20 protein-coding genes are annotated in these 19,114 nt (G+C 66.5%); 11 read left to right on the top strand and 9 right to left on the bottom strand.

The window, feature by feature from the left end; all coding sequences use genetic code 11:
- Positions 1–18 precede the first annotated feature (18 nt).
- From H7828_RS05125 to H7828_RS05145, 5 genes are read left to right on the top strand one after another with little or no spacing between them, the layout of a single operon-like run.
- A complete protein-coding gene (locus tag H7828_RS05125) occupies positions 19–969 on the top strand; it encodes a carbohydrate ABC transporter permease (protein ID WP_226779932.1) in 951 nt (316 codons plus the stop codon).
- The gene (locus H7828_RS05130) at positions 966–1,820 is read left to right on the top strand and encodes a carbohydrate ABC transporter permease (protein ID WP_226779933.1); all 855 of its coding nucleotides are present in this window, start codon (positions 966–968) and stop codon (positions 1,818–1,820) included. Before H7828_RS05125 ends, H7828_RS05130 begins: the two co-directional genes overlap by 4 nt.
- A complete protein-coding gene (locus H7828_RS05135; protein WP_226779934.1) occupies positions 1,817–2,485 on the top strand; it encodes an N-acetylmannosamine-6-phosphate 2-epimerase in 669 nt (222 codons plus the stop codon). The genes H7828_RS05130 and H7828_RS05135 overlap by 4 nt, the downstream gene beginning before the upstream one ends.
- Positions 2,482–3,390, top strand: a complete 909-nt coding sequence (locus tag H7828_RS05140) for an N-acetylglucosamine kinase (protein WP_226779935.1) — start codon at positions 2,482–2,484, stop codon at positions 3,388–3,390. The genes H7828_RS05135 and H7828_RS05140 overlap by 4 nt, the downstream gene beginning before the upstream one ends.
- Positions 3,387–4,277 (top strand): N-acetylmuramic acid 6-phosphate etherase, encoded by an 891-nt coding sequence (locus H7828_RS05145; RefSeq protein ID WP_226779936.1) that lies wholly within the window; start codon positions 3,387–3,389, stop codon positions 4,275–4,277. Before H7828_RS05140 ends, H7828_RS05145 begins: the two co-directional genes overlap by 4 nt.
- A gap of 64 nt (positions 4,278–4,341) precedes the next feature.
- Here the strand turns inward: H7828_RS05145 and H7828_RS05150 are convergent, their stop codons facing one another.
- Genes H7828_RS05150 through H7828_RS05165 form a run of 4 tightly spaced genes read right to left on the bottom strand, consistent with a single transcriptional unit; the run spans position 4,342 to position 8,395 of the window.
- Positions 4,342–5,460, bottom strand: coding sequence for an anhydro-N-acetylmuramic acid kinase (locus H7828_RS05150; RefSeq protein WP_226779937.1), 1,119 nt, complete (start codon positions 5,458–5,460; stop codon positions 4,342–4,344).
- On the bottom strand, positions 5,453–6,433 hold the full coding sequence (locus H7828_RS05155; RefSeq protein ID WP_226779938.1) for a serine hydrolase domain-containing protein: 981 nt from the start codon (positions 6,431–6,433) through the stop codon (positions 5,453–5,455). Before H7828_RS05155 ends, H7828_RS05150 begins: the two co-directional genes overlap by 8 nt.
- Positions 6,426–7,391 carry an ABC transporter ATP-binding protein gene (locus H7828_RS05160; protein ID WP_226779939.1) on the bottom strand — a complete coding sequence of 322 codons (966 nt, stop codon included), beginning with the start codon at positions 7,389–7,391 and terminating at the stop codon, positions 6,426–6,428. Before H7828_RS05160 ends, H7828_RS05155 begins: the two co-directional genes overlap by 8 nt.
- A complete protein-coding gene (locus H7828_RS05165) occupies positions 7,388–8,395 on the bottom strand; it encodes an ABC transporter ATP-binding protein (RefSeq protein ID WP_226779940.1) in 1,008 nt (335 codons plus the stop codon). The genes H7828_RS05160 and H7828_RS05165 overlap by 4 nt, the downstream gene beginning before the upstream one ends.
- A 204-nt stretch (positions 8,396–8,599) precedes the next feature.
- Between H7828_RS05165 and H7828_RS05170 the strand changes: the two genes are divergently transcribed.
- Genes H7828_RS05170 through H7828_RS05185 form a run of 4 tightly spaced genes read left to right on the top strand, consistent with a single transcriptional unit; the run spans position 8,600 to position 12,708 of the window.
- A complete protein-coding gene (locus H7828_RS05170) occupies positions 8,600–10,105 on the top strand; it encodes an ABC transporter substrate-binding protein (protein ID WP_226779941.1) in 1,506 nt (501 codons plus the stop codon).
- Positions 10,106–10,154: 49 nt separating this feature from the next.
- On the top strand, positions 10,155–11,108 hold the full coding sequence (locus tag H7828_RS05175; protein ID WP_226779942.1) for an ABC transporter permease: 954 nt from the start codon (positions 10,155–10,157) through the stop codon (positions 11,106–11,108).
- The gene (locus H7828_RS05180; RefSeq protein ID WP_226779943.1) at positions 11,108–11,932 is read left to right on the top strand and encodes an ABC transporter permease; all 825 of its coding nucleotides are present in this window, start codon (positions 11,108–11,110) and stop codon (positions 11,930–11,932) included. The genes H7828_RS05175 and H7828_RS05180 overlap by 1 nt, the downstream gene beginning before the upstream one ends.
- Positions 11,929–12,708, top strand: a complete 780-nt coding sequence (locus H7828_RS05185; RefSeq protein ID WP_226779944.1) for a GntR family transcriptional regulator — start codon at positions 11,929–11,931, stop codon at positions 12,706–12,708. Before H7828_RS05180 ends, H7828_RS05185 begins: the two co-directional genes overlap by 4 nt.
- On the opposite strand, the gene H7828_RS05190 is transcribed toward H7828_RS05185, so the two are convergent.
- Genes H7828_RS05190 through H7828_RS05210 form a run of 5 tightly spaced genes read right to left on the bottom strand, consistent with a single transcriptional unit; the run spans position 12,705 to position 16,710 of the window.
- Complete coding sequence (locus tag H7828_RS05190) at positions 12,705–13,193, bottom strand: GAF domain-containing protein (protein WP_226779945.1); 489 nt, start codon at positions 13,191–13,193, stop codon at positions 12,705–12,707. The two genes, H7828_RS05185 and H7828_RS05190, sit on opposite strands and share 4 nt — an antisense overlap.
- Positions 13,194–13,209: 16 nt before the next feature.
- Positions 13,210–13,941 carry an ABC transporter ATP-binding protein gene (locus tag H7828_RS05195; RefSeq protein WP_226779946.1) on the bottom strand — a complete coding sequence of 244 codons (732 nt, stop codon included), beginning with the start codon at positions 13,939–13,941 and terminating at the stop codon, positions 13,210–13,212.
- Entirely contained in the window at positions 13,938–14,774 is an 837-nt protein-coding gene (locus tag H7828_RS05200; RefSeq protein ID WP_226779947.1) for an ABC transporter ATP-binding protein, read from the bottom strand. The genes H7828_RS05195 and H7828_RS05200 overlap by 4 nt, the downstream gene beginning before the upstream one ends.
- Positions 14,771–15,667 carry an ABC transporter permease gene (locus H7828_RS05205; protein WP_226779948.1) on the bottom strand — a complete coding sequence of 299 codons (897 nt, stop codon included), beginning with the start codon at positions 15,665–15,667 and terminating at the stop codon, positions 14,771–14,773. Before H7828_RS05205 ends, H7828_RS05200 begins: the two co-directional genes overlap by 4 nt.
- Positions 15,667–16,710, bottom strand: a complete 1,044-nt coding sequence (locus H7828_RS05210; RefSeq protein WP_425354938.1) for an ABC transporter permease — start codon at positions 16,708–16,710, stop codon at positions 15,667–15,669. Before H7828_RS05210 ends, H7828_RS05205 begins: the two co-directional genes overlap by 1 nt.
- A 111-nt stretch (positions 16,711–16,821) precedes the next feature.
- Here H7828_RS05210 and H7828_RS05215 point away from each other — a divergent pair, with 111 nt between their 5' ends.
- The gene (locus H7828_RS05215) at positions 16,822–17,451 is read left to right on the top strand and encodes a helix-turn-helix domain-containing protein (RefSeq protein ID WP_226779949.1); all 630 of its coding nucleotides are present in this window, start codon (positions 16,822–16,824) and stop codon (positions 17,449–17,451) included.
- A gap of 20 nt (positions 17,452–17,471) precedes the next feature.
- Positions 17,472–19,073 (top strand): ABC transporter substrate-binding protein, encoded by a 1,602-nt coding sequence (locus tag H7828_RS05220; RefSeq protein ID WP_226779950.1) that lies wholly within the window; start codon positions 17,472–17,474, stop codon positions 19,071–19,073.
- Positions 19,074–19,114 lie beyond the last annotated feature (41 nt).

A 19,114-nucleotide genomic window follows, 5' to 3' on the forward strand; every position in this document is an offset into this window, starting at 1 on the left:
CTGTTCAAGGAACCGCCCATGACCGCCACCCCCGACACCCCCGCCAAGGGCCCGCGCGGCTGGATCACCGGGCGCGGCGCCTGGATCACCTTCCTGCTGGTCCCGCCGCTGGTGGTCATGACGCTGTTCGTGATCTACCCCATCGTCTCGGCGCTGGCCTATGCCTTCTACGACTGGAACGGTCTGCGGCGCGAAGGCTTTGTCGGGTTCGAGAATTTCCGCATCATCCTGTTCGAAGAACCCTTCGCCAGCACCACCTGGCAGGCGTTCAAGCACAACATCATCGTCTTCGCCTCGCTCATGATCGTGCAGAACGGCGTCGGGTTCATCCTGGCCTATTGCCTGTGGCGCGATCTCTGGGGCGCGCGGTTCCACCGGGTGGCGGTGTTCCTGCCCGTGGTCCTGTCGACCGTCATCATCGGTTACCTCTGGAAGCTGTTCTTCCACCCCATCTTCGGCGTCGTGAACCAATCGCTCAAGGCGGTCGGGCTGGATTCGCTGGTGCAGCCCTGGCTTGGGCAAAGCGAAACGGCGCTGGCGGCGCTGATCTTCGTGAACGCCTGGGCCTGGGTCGGCTTTCCCACGCTGGTCTTCCTGGCCGGTCTGCAACGCATCCCCTCGGAACTGATCGACGCCGCCCGAATGGAAACCGACAGCGAATGGCACCTGATCCGCAAGATCGTCTGGCCGCTGATCGCGCCCTCGACCACGGTTGTGTTCATCCTGCTGTTCATCGGATCGTTCAACTGGTTCGAACTGCCCTACATCATGGCCGGGCTTGACGGTTCGCCCTTCGGATCGACCGACGTCCTAGGCCTGTTCTTTTACCGCACCGCCTTTGGCAACCAATCGGCCGGGGTGCAGGATTTCGGGCTTGGCTCGGCGCTGGCGGTGATCATGTTCCTGTTCATCGCAATCGTCGCCACCTTCTGGACCCTCCATTTGCGCAAGAAGGAGCTGGACCTGTGAGCGAAGCCCCCGACACCCAGCGCGGCCTTCTGGCGACCTTCGGGCGCGACGGGCTGATGCAGATCATCCTGATCGCCAACAGCGTCCTGATGCTGTTTCCCATCGTCATCATGGTCTTTTCCGGCTTCAAGTCGAACATCGAGATCTTTCAGTCGCCCTTCTCGATCCCCGATTTCACCGACCTGTCGAATTTCACCGCGATGGCAACGCAGAGCAATTTCCTGCGCTACCTGTTCAACTCGTTCTTCGTGACGGGCGTGTCCATCATCCTGATCCTGATCCTGGGGCTGATGGCCTCTTATGCGCTGGGGCGCTATGCCTTCCGCGGGTCGGCCTTCGTGCTGCTGTTCTTCATGGCCGGGCTGATGCTGCCGCTGAAACTGGCGATCATCCCGCTTTTCGTGCTGTTCCGCGATCTGGGCTTCCTGAACTCGCACCTGTCGCTGGTGGCGGTCTATGTGGCCATGGGCCTGCCTTCGACAATCTTCATCATGACCGGATTCATCCGCACGCTCCCCCGCGAGCTTGAGGATGCGGCGCGCATGGACGGCGCATCGGAAGCGCGGATCATGTGGTCGATCATGCTGCCGCTGTGCCGGCCGGCCATGGTGATCGCGGCGATCTACAACCTCGTGCCGATCTGGAACGATTTCTTCTTTCCGCTGGTGTTCATCCAGGACGACAACCTGAAAACCCTGCCCCAGGGCATGACCACCTTCATCGGCGAATTCGTCACCAACTGGGGCGTGATGTTCGCCGGGCTGACCCTGGCCGCCGCGCCCATCACCATCGTCTATATCATCCTGTCAAAGCAGTTCATCAACGGCATGACATCAGGAGCCGTCAAATGAAGACTCTACCCAAAGGTGCGCTCATCGTGTCGTGCCAGGCCCGCGCCGACAATCCGCTGCACGGACCGGTGCACATGGCCGCCATGGCCCAGGCCGCGCAACAGGGCGGCGCGCGGGGGCTGCGCGCCAACGGGCCCGAAGACATCGCCGCGATCCGCGCCGTCAGCGACCTACCGATGATCGGCATCCACAAGGTCTTTGCCGGTGACGTGCCGGTCTATATCACCCCCACGCTGGCCGCCGCCGATGGCGTCATGGCAGCGGGCGCGCAGATCGTCGGGCTGGATTGCACCGACCGCCCGCGCCAGGGCGACGACTGGCGCGCGATCATCGCCCATGTCGCGGCACAGGGCTGTGCCAGCTTTGCCGATATCTCCACGCTGGAAGAAGGCATCGCCGCCGCCGAGGCGGGGGCCGATTACGTGGCCACCACCCTGTCGGGCCATACCGATTACACCAGCGCCCCCGAAAACGGCGGCCCCGACCTTGCGCTGATCACGGCGCTGGCCAACCGGCTGAACGTGCCCATCGTGGCCGAAGGGCGCATTCGCACCGCCGCCGAAGTACGCGCCGCGCTGGACGCGGGCGCCCATGCCGTTGTCGTCGGCACCGCCATCACCAACCCCCGCGAAATCACCCGCGGTTTCATCGGCGGCCTGGCATGACCCTGCATCTTGGCGTCGACATGGGCGGCACGGCGTCGCGCTGGGTGGTCTGCGACGACAACGGCAGCGAACTGGCACGCGGTGCGGCCGAAGGAGGCAGCGGCCTGATCTTCGACGCCGCCAGCATGGCCAGCTTTGCCGGTGCGCTGGAAGCGATCCGCGACGCCATGCCCGGCGCCGCCGCAACGGCACATTTCGGCATCACGGGCGCCGGGTTCCTGCCCCACCCCCGCATCGAAAGCCAGGTCGAGGCGGTCTTCGGCCTGCCGCGCGATTCCTACAGCTATTCCAACGATATGGTGCTGGCCTGGCACGCCGCCTTCGGCGCCCCCGACGGTCCGGGGCGCGGATACCTGATTTCCTCGGGCACCGGATCAATCGGCATCTCCATCGAAGAGGACGGCACACCCACCATCGTCGGCGGGCGCGGCATCATGATCGACGATGGCGGCTCGGGAAGCTGGATCGCCCTGCGCGCGCTGGACCGGCTTTTCCGCGTGATCGACGAATCCGGCACCCCCGAAGGCGCCGAGATCCTGGCCCGCCACCTTTTCGCCGCCACGGGCGGCAGCGGGCGCGATGCCATCAACGCCTATGTCTACGGACGCGGGCGCGGGCATGTGGGCCAACTGGCCCAGGCCGTCGCCGCCGCCGCGCACGAGGGTGACGCACTGGCCCTTGGCATCATCGAAGAGGCCGGCGCCGAACTGGTGCGCCTGGCCCGCGCCCTGATCGGGCGGGGCGGTGCCGCGCCCGTGTCGTTCATCGGCGGCGTCCTTGGCCTGCACCCGGCGATCCGGGCGCGGATCGAACGCGACATGGCCGACCATCCCCCCACCTTTCCCCGCATCGACGCCGCCGCCCAGGCCGCGCTGATGGCCAGCAAGATCGGACTTCCCCAATGACCAGCACCACCGAAAGCGCCGCCGCCCGTTACCGGGGTGTCGAGACCTGGCCCACGGACGAGATCGTCATGACCATCATCGAAGGCCAGCTGGGCGCGATTGCGGCGGTCCAGGGACAGGCCGGCGCCCTGTCGCGCGCCGTCGATGCCGCCGCAGCCCGGTTGGAACGGGGCGGGCGGCTTCTCTATCTCGGGGCTGGCACTTCGGGGCGGCTGGCGGCGCTGGATGCCGCCGAACTGCCGCCCACCTTCAGTTGGCCGCGCGAAAGGGCCGTGGCGCTGATGGCCGGCGGGCCGGGCGCCTTCACCAATGCCGTCGAGGGGGCCGAGGATGATGCGAAGGCCGCCGCTCAGGAGATGGACCAGCTTGGCCTGGGCGCCGACGACGTAGTGATCGGTGTCGCCGCCTCGGGGCGCACGCCCTATGTTGTCGGGGGGCTGGATCATGCCCGCGCCAAGGGGGCCCTGACCATCGCCGTGGTGAACAACCCCACAAGCGCCGTGGGCCGCGCCGCCGAGATCGAGATTGCCGCCGCGACGGGCGCCGAGGTTCTGGCCGGGTCAACCCGCCTCAAGGCCGGCACCGCGCAGAAGGCGGTGCTCAACACCCTGTCGACGGCCGTGATGCTACGCCTTGGATATGTCTATCGCGGCCGGATGGTCGAGATGAAGCCCAGCAACGCCAAGCTGCGCGAACGCGCCGCCGAGATGGTCGCGCATCTGGCGGATGTCACGCCGGAGGAGGCACAGCGCACCCTGGACGCGGCAGACCAGTCGATCAAGCTGGCGGTGGTGATGCTGTCGCGCGACCTGTCGCGCGCCGAAGGCGAAGCCGCCCTGCAGCGCGCCAATGGCCGGTTGCATCTGGCCCTGACCGAAGGCGCCTGAACCGCGCTGCGCGCGGTGCCTGCGGCGCGAGTATTTTCAGCAAGAAAGAAAGGGCGCCGCGCGATCACGGGCGGGCGATGCGCCCCCCTGTCATGGGCTGTGGCACGCCGGTGGTGTCGGGAAAGCTGATTGGCAGGTCGCGCAGGCTGCGCACCGCCAGCAGGGCGAAACATTCGGCCTCGATGGCATCGCCGCGCCAGCCGACGGTTTCGGCGGTGACGGCCTCGACCCCGGCGCGCTGCGCGATGGCCTCCATCAGCGCCGGGTTGCGCCGCCCGCCGCCACAGACGATCAGCCGGGTCGGGCGGATCGGCAGCAGATCCAGTGCGCGGCCCACGGCGGCGGCGGAAAAGGCGGTGAGGGTGGCGGCGCCATCGGCATCGGACAGGCCATCACCCAAGGCGGTGCCGAAATCGAACCGGTCCAGCGATTTGGGGAAAGGCGCGGTCATGTAGGGATGATCGAGCGCTTTGGCCAGACGCGCCTCGTCCACGCTGCCCGAACGGGCAAGCGCGCCGTCGCGGTCCATTTCGCCAAGGCCGCGAGCGGCGACGAAATCGTTGATGGGCGCATTGGCGGGGCCGGTATCAAACGCGATCAGCCGGTCGTCTGGGCCAAGCCATGACACGTTGGCCACGCCGCCAAGGTTCAGCACCGCCGTGCCTTCGGGGCGGCCCAGCGAGCGCAGAAGCGCCGCGTGATAGGTGCCCGACAGCGGCGCCCCCTGCCCGCCCGCCGCCATGTCGGCGCTGCGGAAATCGTAGACGACCGGGCAGCCCAGCACCTGCGCCATGGCCCGGCCATCGCCCAGTTGCCGGGTCTGGCCGCGCCGCCCCGGTTCGGGGGCGCGGTGCAGCACCGATTGACCGTGAAAGCCCACCACCCCGACATTGGCCATCCCCGGCCCGTTCTCATCGGCCACAAGGCGCACCGCCTGGGCCTGGGCAAGGGTGAGGCGCGCCTCGGCCTCGGCGAAGATCGCGGGCTCGGGGCCGTCGAAGGCCCATGTGCGGGCCTGGTCCAGTGTTTCCACCAGCAGGGCGCGCAGATCGTCGGGATAGGGCACCAGACGATAGGCGCCGAATTGAGCCACCCCTTCGCCATCGGTGCGGATCAGCGCCACGTCGATATTGCCGTCCAGCACCGTTCCGGTCATCAGGCCGGCCGCCCAGATGTCATTCATTGATCAGATCCCCAACTTCGATGCGCAGCGCGGCAATGCCGCTGTCGGTGTGGCGCGACGGATGCACGCGGTTCGTCAGAAGCGACCAGGCATGGCCCCGGTCGTAATCCACCCAGAGCCCCGTGCCGGTGAACCCGGTGTGGCCGATGGCATTGTCCGAAATCCGGCTGCCGCCGTTCCAGCCGGGGTGCGGCGCCTGCCAGCCGTGGGTGCGGTCGGGCGACAGGCGTGTGCGGATCAGATGATCGGCGGGCAGGTCGAACAGGCCCTGGGCATAGTCCAGCACCGCGTCGATGGTCCCGAAAAGCCCGGCATGGCCCGACCCCTGAAGTGCGAAGCAGTTTTCGTCATGCACCTCGCCGCAGATCACCCGCCCCCGCCAGGTGCAGTCTTCGGTGGCCGCCGTCACATCGGGGTCGGGGGCGAAGCTGAACCCCAGCCCGGGGTCGAGATCGCGCAGGCGGCAGCCGTGGAACCGTTCCAGCGCGATGCCCAGCAGGATGAAGTTGATGTCGGAATAGACGGGCGGCCCCTGGCGCCATTCGCGTTGCAGAACGAAGGCGCGCAGGGTGTCGGGGTTGTCGCCGTAGGTATAGATCGGCTCGACCCCCGGAAAGGCGGTCTGGTGGCCCAGGCATTGGCGGAAGGTGACCTTCCGTTCCCAGGCGTTCATGTCGTACTGGCGCAGGTCGGGAATCAGCACGGTCAGGGGATCGTCCAGCGAAAAGGCCCCCCGCGCCGCAAGATCGAGGATCCGCGTCGTGGTGAAGATCACCTTGGTCAGCGAGGCAAGATCGAACCATGTTTCACGGGTCAGCGGACGCCGCTCGGGGCGCATCTGTGCCATGCCCTCGACCGCGACGGCGCGCGCGCCTTCGGCGGTGACAAGGCCAAGGATGCCGCCCGGAATGCGCCCTTCGGCAATCGCGGCGCGGACGGGGGCCATGGCGCGGGCCAGTTTCGTTTCAACCATGGGCGGCCACCGGGTGCAGATGGCAGGCGACCTCGTGGTGCGCTTCGCCATCGGCGGGCTGGCCCAGCGGCGGAAGCGTCTTGCGGCAAACCTCCATCACCTGCGGACAACGGCCATGGAAGGCGCAACCGGGCGGCGGGGCCGAGGGATCGGGAACTTCGCCGTTCAGGCGCACGCGGTCCTCGCGCCGGGCACCGATGCGCGGAATCGCCGAGAGGAGCGCGCGGGTATAGGGGTGCTGCGGGTTTTCCATGATCCGTTCCGCCGGGCCGATTTCGACCACCCGGCCCAGGTACATCACCGCGATCCGGTCGCTGACATGGCGGATCACCGAAAGATCGTGGCTGATGAACACGATGGCCAGGTTCAGGCGCGCGCGCAGGTCCGAGATCAGGTTGACGATCTGGCTCTGGATCGACACATCCAGCGCCGACACGGCCTCGTCCGCGACAATCAGCTTCGGGTCAAGCGCGAGGGCGCGGGCAATGGCGATGCGTTGCCGCTGACCGCCGGAAAATTCGTGGGGATAGCGGCCCGCCGCATCCTCGGGCAGGCCCACCAGGTCGATCAGTTCGGCCACCCGGGCACGGCGCGTGGCCTTGTCGCCCACGCCCTGCACGATCAGCGGTTCGGCGATCACATGCCCCACCCGGTGCGTCGGGTTGAGCGATCCGAAGGGATCCTGGAACACGATCTGCATGTCGCGGCGAATTTTCTTCATCCCCGCCTTGCCCAGCACCGTGATGTCCTGACCGTCGAAGGTGATCTCGCCCGATGTCGGTTCGATCAGGCGCAACAGGCTGCGCCCGAGGGTGGACTTGCCGCAGCCGGATTCGCCGACAAGGCCCAGAACCTCGCCCGGGGCCACGTCAAGCGACACGTCGGTGACGGCACGGATCGGAGCACCGCCCTTGCCGGGAAAGACCTTGGAAAGATTGCGGGCGGACAAGAGGCTCATGCGGGGTTCCAACATCTGACGCTGTGATCGGGGGCGCCCGTCGCGGGGGCAAGCGGGGGCATCCGTGCCGCGCAGCTTTCGACCGGGTGGGCGCAGCGCGGATGATAGGCACAGCCCGGCGGCCGCTTGCCCGGCGGCGGGACAAGGCCGGCGATGGCCGGCAGGCGTGCGCCCGGCGGGTTCGACGCGGGCATGGTGGCAAGCAGGGCCTGGGAATACCGGTGGCGGGGGTGGGCAAACAGGGCATCGGCGGGGGCCTGTTCGACGATGCGCCCGCCATACATCACCGCCACCCGGTCGCAATATTGCGCCACCACGCCCAGATCGTGGGTGATGAGAAGAACCGCCATCCCGGTTTCACGGCGCAGATCGTCGAGCAGGTCAAGGATCTGGGCCTGCACCGTCACGTCAAGCGCGGTGGTGGGTTCGTCGGCCACCAGAAGGCGCGGCCCGCAGGCCAGGGCAATGGCGATCATGACGCGCTGGCGCTGACCGCCCGACATCTCGTGCGGATAGCGCCCCAATGCGCGGTGCGGCGCGGGCAGGCCCACCTTGGCCAGCATCGCCTCGGCCGCCTCCATCGCTCCGGCGCGGCTCACATCGCGGTGCAGCAGGATCGCCTCGCTGACCTGATCGCCCACGGTCAGCACCGGGTTCAGCGACGTCATCGGCTCCTGAAAGATCATCGCCACGTCGTTGCCGCGCACGCCTTCCATGTCGCGCATGGGCAGGGACAGAAGATCGCGCCCGTCCAGCATGACGCGCCCGGCGGTGGGGCGGATCTGCGGTTCGGCCAGAAGGCGCAGGATGGCCAGCGCAGTCACCGATTTGCCGCAGCCGGATTCGCCGACCAGGCCCACCATCTCGCCGGCGGCCGCGTCCAGCGTCACGTCTTCGACCACCGCGTTGCCCCCGGCGCCCAGGGTCAGGCCCTCAAGCCGCAACAGCGGCGCCTGCCCGGTGTCGGGGCTGCGCGGGCGGTCCTGTACGGCGGAATTGGTCATGTATTGGCCCCTGCGCTTGTCGATCTGCGCGCCGGGTTCCTTCATGAGAAACCGATGAACGCGCGTATTGCGTGAACGACCCTAATCCCCTAACGTCGATTCTGTCCAGTGTGGTTCTGGATTGGTCTGCACCATCTTGCCACGCCGGAAAGCAACAATGCCGCCAGCCCGCAACCGGCGGCCGCAAGCCCAGGGAGACACCTCATGATCATCAGAACGACCAAGGCGGCGCTGGCCTCCGGCACGATCCTCGCCATGGCCGGAATGGCCTCGGCTCAGACGCTGGACGTGGCGCTGAATTCGCCGCCTGCCGGGCTTGACCCGCATCTTGTCACCGCCTTCAACTCGGTCCTGATTGCCAGCCCCAACATCTATGAGGCGCTGACCGGCATCAACGCCGATCTCGACATCACCCCCGCCCTTGCCGAAAGCTGGGAGATTTCCGAGGACGGCAAGACCTATACCTTCAAGCTGCGCGAAGGCGCCACCTTCCACGACGGCAGCACCTTCGACGCCGAGGACGTGGCCGCATCCCTGCGCCGTGTCCTGTCGGAAAAGATCGCATCGCCGCTGGCCAGCCGGATCAGCCCGATCACCGATATCGAGGTGGTCGATCCCGCCACGATCCGCCTGACGCTGGATGCGCCCTTCGCGCCGCTGCTGGCCTCGCTGGCCACCGTCGCCATCGTTCCGGCCGAGTTCGAGGACGACCCCGACGCGCTTCAGAAAACCCCCGTCGGCACCGGGCCCTTCGCCTTTGCCGAATGGCAGCCGAACGGCTATATCAGCCTGACCGCCTTCGATGGCTATTACATGGACGGCCTGCCGAAGATCGGTGAGGTGCGGTTCCACTTCGTGCCCGAATCCGCCACCGCGCAGGCCGGCTTCCTTGCCGGTGACTATGACCTGCTGCCGGGGATCGATCCGGCCACCTCGCTGACGCTGTCGGCCAATCCGAACATCGAGATCCAGGATACCCGCGATCTGTCTTACACGCTGATCGGGATGAATGCCTCGGTCGCGCCGCTGGACAACCCCGAGGTGCGCGAGGCGGTGAACATGCTGCTGGACCGTCAAAGCATCATCGACGCGGCGCTTTTCGGCGCCGGTGTGCCCGCCGGCCCGCTGTCGCCCGCGCTGACAAGCTGGGCCGTCGATACATCGGAATACGCCTGCTATACGCAGGACGTGGAAGGCGCCAAGGCCAAGCTGGCGCTGTCGGGCGTGACCGAACCGCTGAAGATCCGCATGATCGTTCTGCCCCGCCAGGATGCCCGCGACATTGCCCAGGTGGCACAGCAGCAACTGGCCGCCGGCGGGATCGAGGTTGAACTGGTGAACCAGGAAATCGGGCAGTTCGTGCAGGATTGGCGCAACTCGAATTTTGACATGTTCGTCTCGGCCAACGGCGGTGCCATCGACCCCGACCTGTACTTCTACCGCACCTTCTATGGCGGCGGTTCCACCAACGTGTTCAAGTACGACAACCCCGAGATCGACGCCCTGCTGGACGAAGGCCGCAGCGTGACCGACATGGAGAAGCGGCAGGAAATCTATGCCGACCTGCAAAAGCGGCTGGCCTGCCAGGGCCCGGTGGCGCACATCGCCTATGGCGATCTGATGACGGCGGTTGGCCCCAAGGTCGAAGGGTTCGTCATCAACCCGCTGGGCCGGCTGAACAACCTGTCCGAAGTCACGCTGAGCGAGTGAAACCGGCGGGCGGGCGCCAGGCCCGCCCCCGAACCCCAGGGGCCATGGCATGAGAGCGAAGTTCTTTCTCGGGCGGCTAGCCGATCTTGCCTTCGTGCTGATCGGCGTGTCGTTCCTTGTCTTCCTGATGATCCGTCTCGTCCCGGGCGATGCGGTCACGATCATGCTGGGTGCCAATACCGAAATCACGCCCGAGCGTGTCGCCGAACTGCGCGCGCGGCTGGGGCTGGATCAATCGCTGCTGGTGCAATACTGGCTCTGGCTGACCGGCGCCTTGCAGGGTGACCTTGGCACATCGGTCTGGACCGGGCGCGCCGTGACCGAGGAAATCGGCGCGGCGCTCTGGCCGACGCTGGAGCTGACCTTCCTGTCGCTTCTGGTGGGGGCCGGGCTGTCGATTCCGCTGGGCGCCTTCATGGCCCAGGCGCGGGGCAACTGGACCGAGGTGGGCGTGCGTGTGGGCGCCATCGCCGGGCTGACGATCCCGTCGTTCTGGCTGGGCATCGTTTCGATCCTGCTGGTCAGCAAGCTTCTGCCCGGCACTTCGGTTCTGGGCTATGTGCCCTTCACCGAAGACCCGCTGGACAACCTGCGCCGCATGGTTCTCCCGGTGTTCGCGCTTTCGCTGCCGATCCTGGCGAACCTGTCGCGGCTGGTGCGTTCGGCCATGCTGGACGCCATGGGGCAGGACTACGTGCGCACCGCGCGGGCCAAGGGCGCGGGGCGGCGGCGGGTGGTCTACAAGCACGCGCTGCGCAACGCCCTGATCCCCTTCATCACCTCGGTCGGGGTTTCCATGGGGTATCTTCTGGGCGGTGCCATCGTGGTGGAACAGGTCTTTGCCATTCCGGGGCTGGGGCGGCTGGTGCTGGGGGCGATTTCCGAACGGAACTATCCGCTGGTGCAGGCGACGATCCTTGTCATGACCGCCAGCTTCGTGCTGGTGAATTTTGCCGTCGACATGCTTTACGCCGTGATCGACCCACGGGTGCGCCGCAGATGATGAGCTATTTCCGAAACAACCGCCTGCTGGCCTTCGCCACGGCCCTTGTCGTGTTCCAGGTGGCGCTGGCCGTCTTTGCGCCGGTCCTGGGGCTGCAAGACCCCTTCGCACAGGTGATCGTGCAGCGCATGAAGGGGCCCAATGCGCTGAACTGGCTGGGGACCGACCAGTTGGGCCGCGATGTTCTGGCGCGGATCATCCATGGCTATCGCACCTCGCTTCTGACCTGTCTCACGGCGGTCCTGCTGGCCTTGCTGGTGGGGGGAAGCATCGGCATCCTGGCCGCCTATTACCGCGGCTGGTTCGACCGGATCGTGATGCGGCTGATGGATGTGATCTTTGCCTTTCCCATCCTGCTGCTGGCCATCGCTGTGATCGCGATCCTGGGGGCCAATTCCTTCAGCGCCGCCCTTGCCATCGCCGTGGTCTATACGCCCATCTTCGCGCGCCTGCTGCGCGGTCCGGCGCTGGTGATCTGCGAAAGCGAATATGTCGAAGGGGCGCGGGCCATCGGGGCTTCGGACCTGCGAATCATGGTCAGCCATGTTCTGCCCAACCTCGCCTCGATCGTGCTTGTGCAAACCTCGCTGCTGCTGTCGGCGGCGATCCTGGTCGAGGCGTCGCTGTCGTTTCTTGGCCTTGGCGCACAGCCGCCCACACCGTCGCTGGGCCTGATGCTGTCCGAAGGGCGCAACTTCCTGCTGCTGGCGCCCTCGCCCGCGATCTTTGCCGGTCTTGCGATCCTGTTCCTGTCCTTCGGGTTCAACCTCCTGGGCGATGCCCTGCGCGACAGCCTTGATCCCCGCCTGAAGGCCGCGACATGACCACGGCCCCCGTCGAGGAAGACACCACGCCGCTGGCCCGACTGTTGCTGGGCCTGGGGCGCGCCGATGGCACGACCGGGCCGCGCTATGCGCATCTGGGTTCGGCCATGCGGGGGCTGATCGAGCTGGGCGAATGGCGCGGCGGCATGGCCCTGCCCCCCGAACGCGTCATCACCGAGGCGACGGGCCTGTCGCGCGCCACCGTGCGCCGGGCCATCGACACGCTGGTGGCCGAGGGGCTGATCACCCGCCAGCAGGGGGCGGGCAACTTCGTGTCGCGCGCCATCGACCAACCGCTTTCGGTACTTGTGGGCTTTACCGAGGACATGCGCCTGCGCGGGGCCGCCACCCGGTCGGTGGTGCTGCGCCAGGGGGTCGAAGAGGCCTCGCCCTCGCATATCCTGAAGCTGGGCCTGTCACCGGGGGAAAAGGTGTTCCGCCTTGACCGGGTGCGCCTGGCCAACGAAGAGCCGCTGGCCATCGAACGCGCCGTGGTGCCCGCCGCCAGCCTGGGGCGCGAAACGGTGGATGTTTCGCTTTACGCCGCCATGCGGGCGGCCGGTGTGATGCCGGCGCGCGCCCTGCAACGCATCCACGCGGCCATTTCCAATGACGAGGAATCGCGCCTTCTGGGCCAGGGCGAAACAATCCCGATCCTGCGGGTCGAGCGGCGATCATTCCTGGCCAACGGCCGCCCGATCGAGGTGACGACATCATCCTATCGGGGCGACCGTTACGATTTCGTGGCCGAGCTGACGCTGGGCGCGGGCGGTTAACCCAGCGCGTCCACCGTCGCCAATGTCGCGATGGCGGGCAGGGTAAGCTGGTTCAGCGCGGCGCTCTGGCGTTCGGGGGTATAGTTCCCCTCGACGTCCAGCATGTTGACGGTTCCGATCAGAGCGCCCCCGCGCAGCACCGGCAGGTTGATGACCGAGCCACAGCCCAGCGACCCGATGAGTTCGTGGTCGGGAAAGACCCTGGCGATATCGGCCAGCGTGTTGGCCACGAACAGTTCGTGCCGGCCATTCACCACATCGAACCACGAATCCTGCTGGATTGGCTTGGTGCCCGAACCGGGATAGTTTTCAGCGTCGCTGGTGTAGGAGCGGCGGGCCAGCCCTGCCTCCATGTCCACCCGCATCACGGTGAACAGTTTCGCCCCGATCAGGGCATCGGCCAGGCGGTGCAGCGCCGCCTGTGCGGCCTCGGGGGTTTCGGCGGCGCCAAGGGCGGCGGTGAAGGTGGCAAGGTGGTCGGTCATACGTCTCTCCGGGGGATCAGCCGCCGCTGGCGGCGTAAAGGGCGCGGGCATAGGGATGGGTGAAGGCGCCGTCGTGCAGCGCGGTGCCTGGTGCGATCTCGACAATCTCGCCCTTGGTCATCACCGCCATGCGGTCGCACATGAAGCCGACGACAGGCAGATCGTGGCTGACCATCAGATAGGTCAGGTTGTGTTCGGCACGCAGGCGTTTCAGCAGGTTCAGGATTTCGGCCTGCACCGACACGTCCAGCGCGCTGGTGGGTTCGTCCAGCAGCATCACCTTCGGTTCCAGCATAAGCGCCCGGGCAATCGCCACCCTCTGACGCTGCCCGCCCGAAAGCTGGTGCGGATAGCGAAAGCGAAACCGGCGATCCAGCCCCACATCGGTCAGCACCTGTTCCACCCGTTCGTCGCGGTTGCCAAGGCCGTGAATTTTCAACGCCTCGCTCAGCACCGAATCCACCGTCTTGCGCGGGTGGAGCGATCCGTAGGGGTCCTGAAACACCATCTGGCATTGCCGGGCCAGGGCGCGGTCGGGGCGGTGGCTGCGCGGCTTGCCCAGAACCTCGATCGTGCCGGCCCATTCGGGGGCCAGCCCCGCGATGGCCTTCAACACGGTGGATTTTCCCGAACCGCTTTCGCCGACCAGGGCGAAACTCTCGCCCTCGGCCACGTCGAAGGTGGCGCCCTTCACCACACGGTTGCCGTCATAGGACACATCGAGGTTCTGCAGGGAAATCGCGGTCATGTCCCCTCCCACTGGCTGCGGTCCAGCACCGGCAGGGTTTCACGGGTTTCATGCATCCGCGGCACGGCGGCCAGCAACCCGCGCGTATAGGGATGCGTCGCCTGCGCCAGATCGGCGGCATCGCAGCGTTCCACCACCCGGCCCGCGTTCATCACCATGATCCGGTCGCAATAGCGCGCGACAAGGTTCAGGTCGTGGCTGATCAGGATCAGCCCCATGCCGTGATCGCGCACCAGGTCGTCGATCAGGTCAAGCACCTGCGCCTGAACCGATACGTCCAGCGCGCTGGTGGGTTCGTCCGCGATCAGGATCTGCGGGCGCGGAACAAGCATCATGGCGATCATGATCCGCTGGCCCATGCCGCCCGACACCTCGTGCGCATACATCTGCGACACGCGGTCGGGGTCGTTGATCTGCACCGCCTCAAGCATGTCGCGCACCCGGGCGCGGGTGGCGGCGCGGCCCAGGTTTTCGTGCATGCGCAGCGCCTCGGCGATCTGGCGGCCGATGGTCATCACCGGGTTCAGCGAATAGCGCGGGTCCTGCATCACCATCGAGATGCGCGCGCCCCTTATGGGCCGCATCTTCGATTCCGGCAGGGTCAGCAGGTCCGTTCCGTCAAACCGCAACCGTTCGGCCGTCACCCGCCCCGGCGGGCGGATCAGCCGCAGGATGGCGCGCCCAGTCATGGATTTGCCCGAACCGCTTTCGCCCACGATGCCCAGGCGTTCGCGCCCCAGGTCAAAGCCCAGGCCATCGACCACGTTCACCCGCCCGGTGTGGGTGGGAAAGCTGACCTTGAGGTCGCGGACTGACAGCAGGGGTTCGCTCATGACTTGCCCGCCGATTTCGGGTCAAGCACATCGCGCAAGCCGTCGCCGAGGAAACAGAACCCCAGCGACACGAGGATGATCGCCAAACCCGGCATCGTCGCCACCCACCACTGATCCAGGATGAACACCCGCCCGCGCGAGATCATCGCGCCCCATTCGGGTAGCGGCGGCTGTGCGCCGAGGCCGAGAAAGCCAAGGCCCGCGGCGGTGAGGATGATCCCGGCCATGTCCAGCGTCACGCGGATGATCATCGACGAAGTGCAGAGCGGCAGGACATGCAACAGGATGATCCGCCCGTGCGAGGCGCCCAGCAGGCGTGTGGCCGCGACGAACTCGGCATTGCGGAAGGTCAGCGTCTCGGCCCGTGCGATCCGGGCATAGGCGGGCCAGGCGGTGATGGCGATGGCGATGATGGCGTTCTCGATCCCCGGCCCCAGGGCGGCGACGAAGGCCAGCGCGAGGATCAGCTTGGGCATCGACAGGAAAATGTCGGTGAATCCCATCAGGATCTTGTCGGTCCAGCCGCCGAAATACCCCGCCACCGCACCCACGATCAGGCCAAGGGGCGCCGAGATCACCGCCACCAGCCCGACGATCAGCAGCGTGATCCGCGCGCCATAGACGACGCGGGAAAAGATGTCGCGGCCCAGCTCATCCGTGCCCATCCAGTGATCCCACGAGGGGGGCAGCAACCGGTTGGGAAGATCCTGCCCCACGCCGCTTTCCGGCGCGATCAGCGGCGCGGCCACTGCAGTGACGATCAGCAGCAGAACGATCAGCCCGCCGATCACCGCCAGTGGATTGCGCAACAGCATCAGCAACGCGCGCCAGGCCCGCCCGGCCCCCGCCTGCACCCGGGATTCCGGGCTTTCGCTCATCAGCCAATCGCGCATCACCGGCTCCTCGGGTCAAGAACGCGGTACAGCACGTCCGACACCTTGTTGATGACGATGAACACCGCGCCGATCACCAGCGTGGCCCCCAGCACCGCGTTCATGTCGGCGTTGAACAGCGCCGTGGTCAGGTAGTTGCCGATCCCGGGCCAGGAAAACACCGTCTCGATCATCACCGACCCCTCCAGAAGGCCCGCATAGGACAGTCCGATAACGGTGATCAGCGGCACCCGGATCGACCCGAAGGCATGCACCCAGATCACGCGGCGTTCGCGCACGCCCTTGACGCGGGCGGTGGTGACATATTCCTGGCCAAGCTGGTCCAGCATGAAGCTGCGGGTCATCCGCGCGATATAGGCCAGGGCGAAGAACCCGAGGATGGTGGCGGGCAAGACGATGTGATCGGCGGCGTTCCAGAACACCTCGAAATCCCCGGCGATCAGGCTGTCGACCAGAAGCAGGCCCGTGACAGGCTCCACCAGCCCGTCAAAGAACACGTCGATCCGCCCCGGCCCGGCCACCCAGCCCAGCCCGGCATAGAAAAGCGCCAGCCCCACAAGGCCCAGCCAGAAGGCCGGCACCGAATAGCCCAGCAAGGCCAGAACGCGGATCACTTGATCGATCCAGCTTCCGGCGCGGGCAGCGGCGATCACGCCCATGGGCACACCCAGCGCCACGCCGATGATGATGCCGATGGTGGCCATTTCCAGGGTGGCGGGAAAGACCCGCGCCAGATCCTGCGCAACGGGCCGCCCCGTCGAGACCGAACGCCCCAGTTCGCCCTGAAACACGTCGCCGACGTAAGAGAAGAACTGCACCAGAAGCGGCCGGTCCAGCCCCATGGCCACGCGCGCCGCCTCGTATTGTTCGTTGCTGGCGCGGTCGCCGACGACGGCCAGCACCGGGTCGATCGGCACCACGCGACCGATGAAAAAGGTGATCGCCAGCAGGCCCAGGAAGGTCAGCACCGTCACCACCGCAAAGCCCGCGAGAGACCGCGCAAGGCGGACCGGACGAGACCGGGACAGGGGCGAAAGGGTGATCACGGATCGGCACCTTCGGGGGCTGCGTTTCGCGGCAGGGTAAAGATCATGCTTGGCATATGCAAAAAGTTTTGCTTACATCTAACAAATTTTTCCAGGTTGGAGATTGTCTTGGCCAGCGCCACCGCGCTTCAACGCGACACCACCGACGGACGGGCCGCCGCGCCCCGCCTTGGCCCGCGCCTGCGGGCGCGGCGGCGCAAGCTGCAACTGACGCTGAAGGCGGTCGCCGAACGGGCCGGTGTTTCGGTGGGCTATCTCAGCCAGGTCGAAACCGACAAGGCGGTGCCGACCCTGGGCACCCTGGCCCAGGTGGCCCGCGCCCTTGATGTGGGGCTGGATTACTTCGTCACCACACCGAAACCCGCCGACGCCCTGTCGCGCGCCGAGGGACGCGAAAGGTTCTCGCTCCCCGGCTCACCAGTGGTCTATGAATCCCTCGGCGCCGATTACCCCGGTTCGGAACTCTCAAGCTATATCCTGCATGTGCCGCCCGGCTATGCCTCGGAGACGGTGGTTCATGAGGGCGAAGAGATCATCGTGATCCTCGAAGGCGAGATCGAGCAGCGCCTGGGCGATGCCGTGATGGCCATGCGCCCGGGCGATGCCCTGCATTACAGCGGCGCGACGCCCCATGCCTGGGCCAATCGCACCAGTGCCCCCGCAAGGGTGCTGTGGACCGGCACGCTCAGCGTGCTGATGCGGGTCGGCAAGGCCCGCCCCGCAAAGGAAAAGAAATGAAAACACAACAGGAGAGTGTGATGAAACCCCTACGCCCCGCCCTTCGGGCAACCCTGCTGGCCTCGGCGCTGGCCCTGCCGCTGGCCGCTGCGCCCGCGCTGGCCGACACGCCCGACAGCCTGCTGGTCGTCGCGCAGAACATCGACGACATCGTCGCCATCGACCCCGCGCAGGCCTATGAATTCACCAGCGGCGAACTTGTCACCAACATGTACGACCGCCTGGTGCAGTACGACGCCGAAGATCCCACCGTTTTGGCCGAGGGCCTGGCCAGCGCATGGGAAACGGACGCCGAGGCGCGCACCATCACCTTTACCCTGCGCGACGGCGCGACCTTCACCTCGGGCAACCCGGTGCGTGCCGAGGACGTGACAGGCTCGCTCGCGCGGGTGATCAAGCTGAACCTGACGCCCGCCTTCATCCTGGCGCAACTGGGCTGGACACCCGAGAACATCGACCAGATGGTGACGGCCGATGGAAATACCATCACCGTGAAATACGAGGGCGACTATTCCCCCGCCTTCGTGCTGAACGTGCTGGCCTCGCGCCCCGCGTCGATCGTAGACATGGAAACCGTCATGGCCAATGCGGTTGACGGCGACATGGGCAACGCCTGGCTGAACGAGAACAGCGCCGGGTCGGGGCCGTTTTCGTTGCAAACCTACCGCCCCGCCGAACTGGTGCGCCTGAAGGCCAACCCCGATTATTTCAAGGGCGCGCCGAAGATGAAGGGCGTGATCCTGCAGCATGTGGCCGAGGCCGCCACCCAGCAGCTGCTGCTGGAAGAGGGCGACGTGGACATGGCCCGCAACCTGACCCCCGACCAGATCGCCTCGCTCGACACCACCGATATCAAGGTCGAAAAATACCCCCAGGCGGCGGTGCATTTCCTGTCGTTCAACCAGAAGACCGAAAGCCTGACACCCCCCGCAGTGTGGGAGGCGGCGCGTTACCTGGTGGATTACCAGGGCATGGTCGACAGCTTCCTGGCCGGGCAGATGGAGATTCACCAGGCCTTCTGGCCCAAGGGTTTCCCCGGATCGCTGGACGATACCCCCTACAGCTATGATCCCGAAAAGGCCGCGCAGATCCTGGCCGATGCGGATATCGAGCTTCCGATCAATGTCGAACTGGACGTGATCAACGCGACACCCTTCACCGACATGGCGCAATCGCTTCAGGCCAGCTTTGCCGATGGCGGCATCAACTTCGAAATCCTGCCCGGCACCGGTGCCCAGGTGATCACCAAGTACCGCGAGCGGACGCATCAGGCGATGCTGCTGTACTGGGGCCCCGATTTCATGGACCCGCATTCCAACGCCAAGGCCTTTGCCTACAACGCCGACAACTCGGACGAGAATTACCAGGCCACCACCACCTGGCGCAATTCCTGGGCCGTGCCCGACGCGCTGAACAAGGCAACGACCGCCGCCCTGACCGAAGCCGACCCCGAGAAGCGGCTTGAGGATTACCGCGCGATCCAGACCGAGGTGCAGAAGGAAAGCCCCATCGTCATCATGTTCCAGGCCGCCTACCAGGTGGGGATGGACAAGGACGTGTCGGGCTATGTGAACGGCGCCACCTCCGATTACGTCTTCTATCGGCTTGTCGAAAAGAACTGATCCCGACCAGGGGCCGCCGGGGCGATCCGGCGGCCCTTTCC

The sequence above is a fragment of the Oceaniglobus trochenteri genome (genome assembly GCF_020529025.1).
Classification (GTDB): domain Bacteria; phylum Pseudomonadota; class Alphaproteobacteria; order Rhodobacterales; family Rhodobacteraceae; genus Oceaniglobus; species Oceaniglobus trochenteri.

What these genes read in the sequence shown, in the direction of transcription:
- H7828_RS05135 (WP_226779934.1), top strand. Translation starts at nt 1,817, where the DNA reads ATGAAGACTCTACCCAAAGGTGCGCTCATCGTGTCGTGCCAGGCCCGC.
- H7828_RS05185 (WP_226779944.1), top strand. Translation starts at nt 11,929, where the DNA reads ATGACCACGGCCCCCGTCGAGGAAGACACCACGCCGCTGGCCCGACTG.
- H7828_RS05155 (WP_226779938.1), bottom strand. Translation starts at nt 6,433, where the DNA reads ATGGTTGAAACGAAACTGGCCCGCGCCATGGCCCCCGTCCGCGCCGCG.
- H7828_RS05200 (WP_226779947.1), bottom strand. Translation starts at nt 14,774, where the DNA reads ATGAGCGAACCCCTGCTGTCAGTCCGCGACCTCAAGGTCAGCTTTCCC.
- H7828_RS05220 (WP_226779950.1), top strand. Translation starts at nt 17,472, where the DNA reads ATGAAACCCCTACGCCCCGCCCTTCGGGCAACCCTGCTGGCCTCGGCG.
- H7828_RS05165 (WP_226779940.1), bottom strand. Translation starts at nt 8,395, where the DNA reads ATGACCAATTCCGCCGTACAGGACCGCCCGCGCAGCCCCGACACCGGG.
- H7828_RS05195 (WP_226779946.1), bottom strand. Translation starts at nt 13,941, where the DNA reads ATGACCGCGATTTCCCTGCAGAACCTCGATGTGTCCTATGACGGCAAC.
- H7828_RS05175 (WP_226779942.1), top strand. Translation starts at nt 10,155, where the DNA reads ATGAGAGCGAAGTTCTTTCTCGGGCGGCTAGCCGATCTTGCCTTCGTG.
- H7828_RS05140 (WP_226779935.1), top strand. Translation starts at nt 2,482, where the DNA reads ATGACCCTGCATCTTGGCGTCGACATGGGCGGCACGGCGTCGCGCTGG.
- H7828_RS05150 (WP_226779937.1), bottom strand. Translation starts at nt 5,460, where the DNA reads ATGAATGACATCTGGGCGGCCGGCCTGATGACCGGAACGGTGCTGGAC.
- H7828_RS05145 (WP_226779936.1), top strand. Translation starts at nt 3,387, where the DNA reads ATGACCAGCACCACCGAAAGCGCCGCCGCCCGTTACCGGGGTGTCGAG.
- H7828_RS05125 (WP_226779932.1), top strand. Translation starts at nt 19, where the DNA reads ATGACCGCCACCCCCGACACCCCCGCCAAGGGCCCGCGCGGCTGGATC.
- H7828_RS05205 (WP_226779948.1), bottom strand. Translation starts at nt 15,667, where the DNA reads ATGCGCGATTGGCTGATGAGCGAAAGCCCGGAATCCCGGGTGCAGGCG.
- H7828_RS05190 (WP_226779945.1), bottom strand. Translation starts at nt 13,193, where the DNA reads ATGACCGACCACCTTGCCACCTTCACCGCCGCCCTTGGCGCCGCCGAA.
- H7828_RS05160 (WP_226779939.1), bottom strand. Translation starts at nt 7,391, where the DNA reads ATGAGCCTCTTGTCCGCCCGCAATCTTTCCAAGGTCTTTCCCGGCAAG.
- H7828_RS05180 (WP_226779943.1), top strand. Translation starts at nt 11,108, where the DNA reads ATGAGCTATTTCCGAAACAACCGCCTGCTGGCCTTCGCCACGGCCCTT.
- H7828_RS05170 (WP_226779941.1), top strand. Translation starts at nt 8,600, where the DNA reads ATGATCATCAGAACGACCAAGGCGGCGCTGGCCTCCGGCACGATCCTC.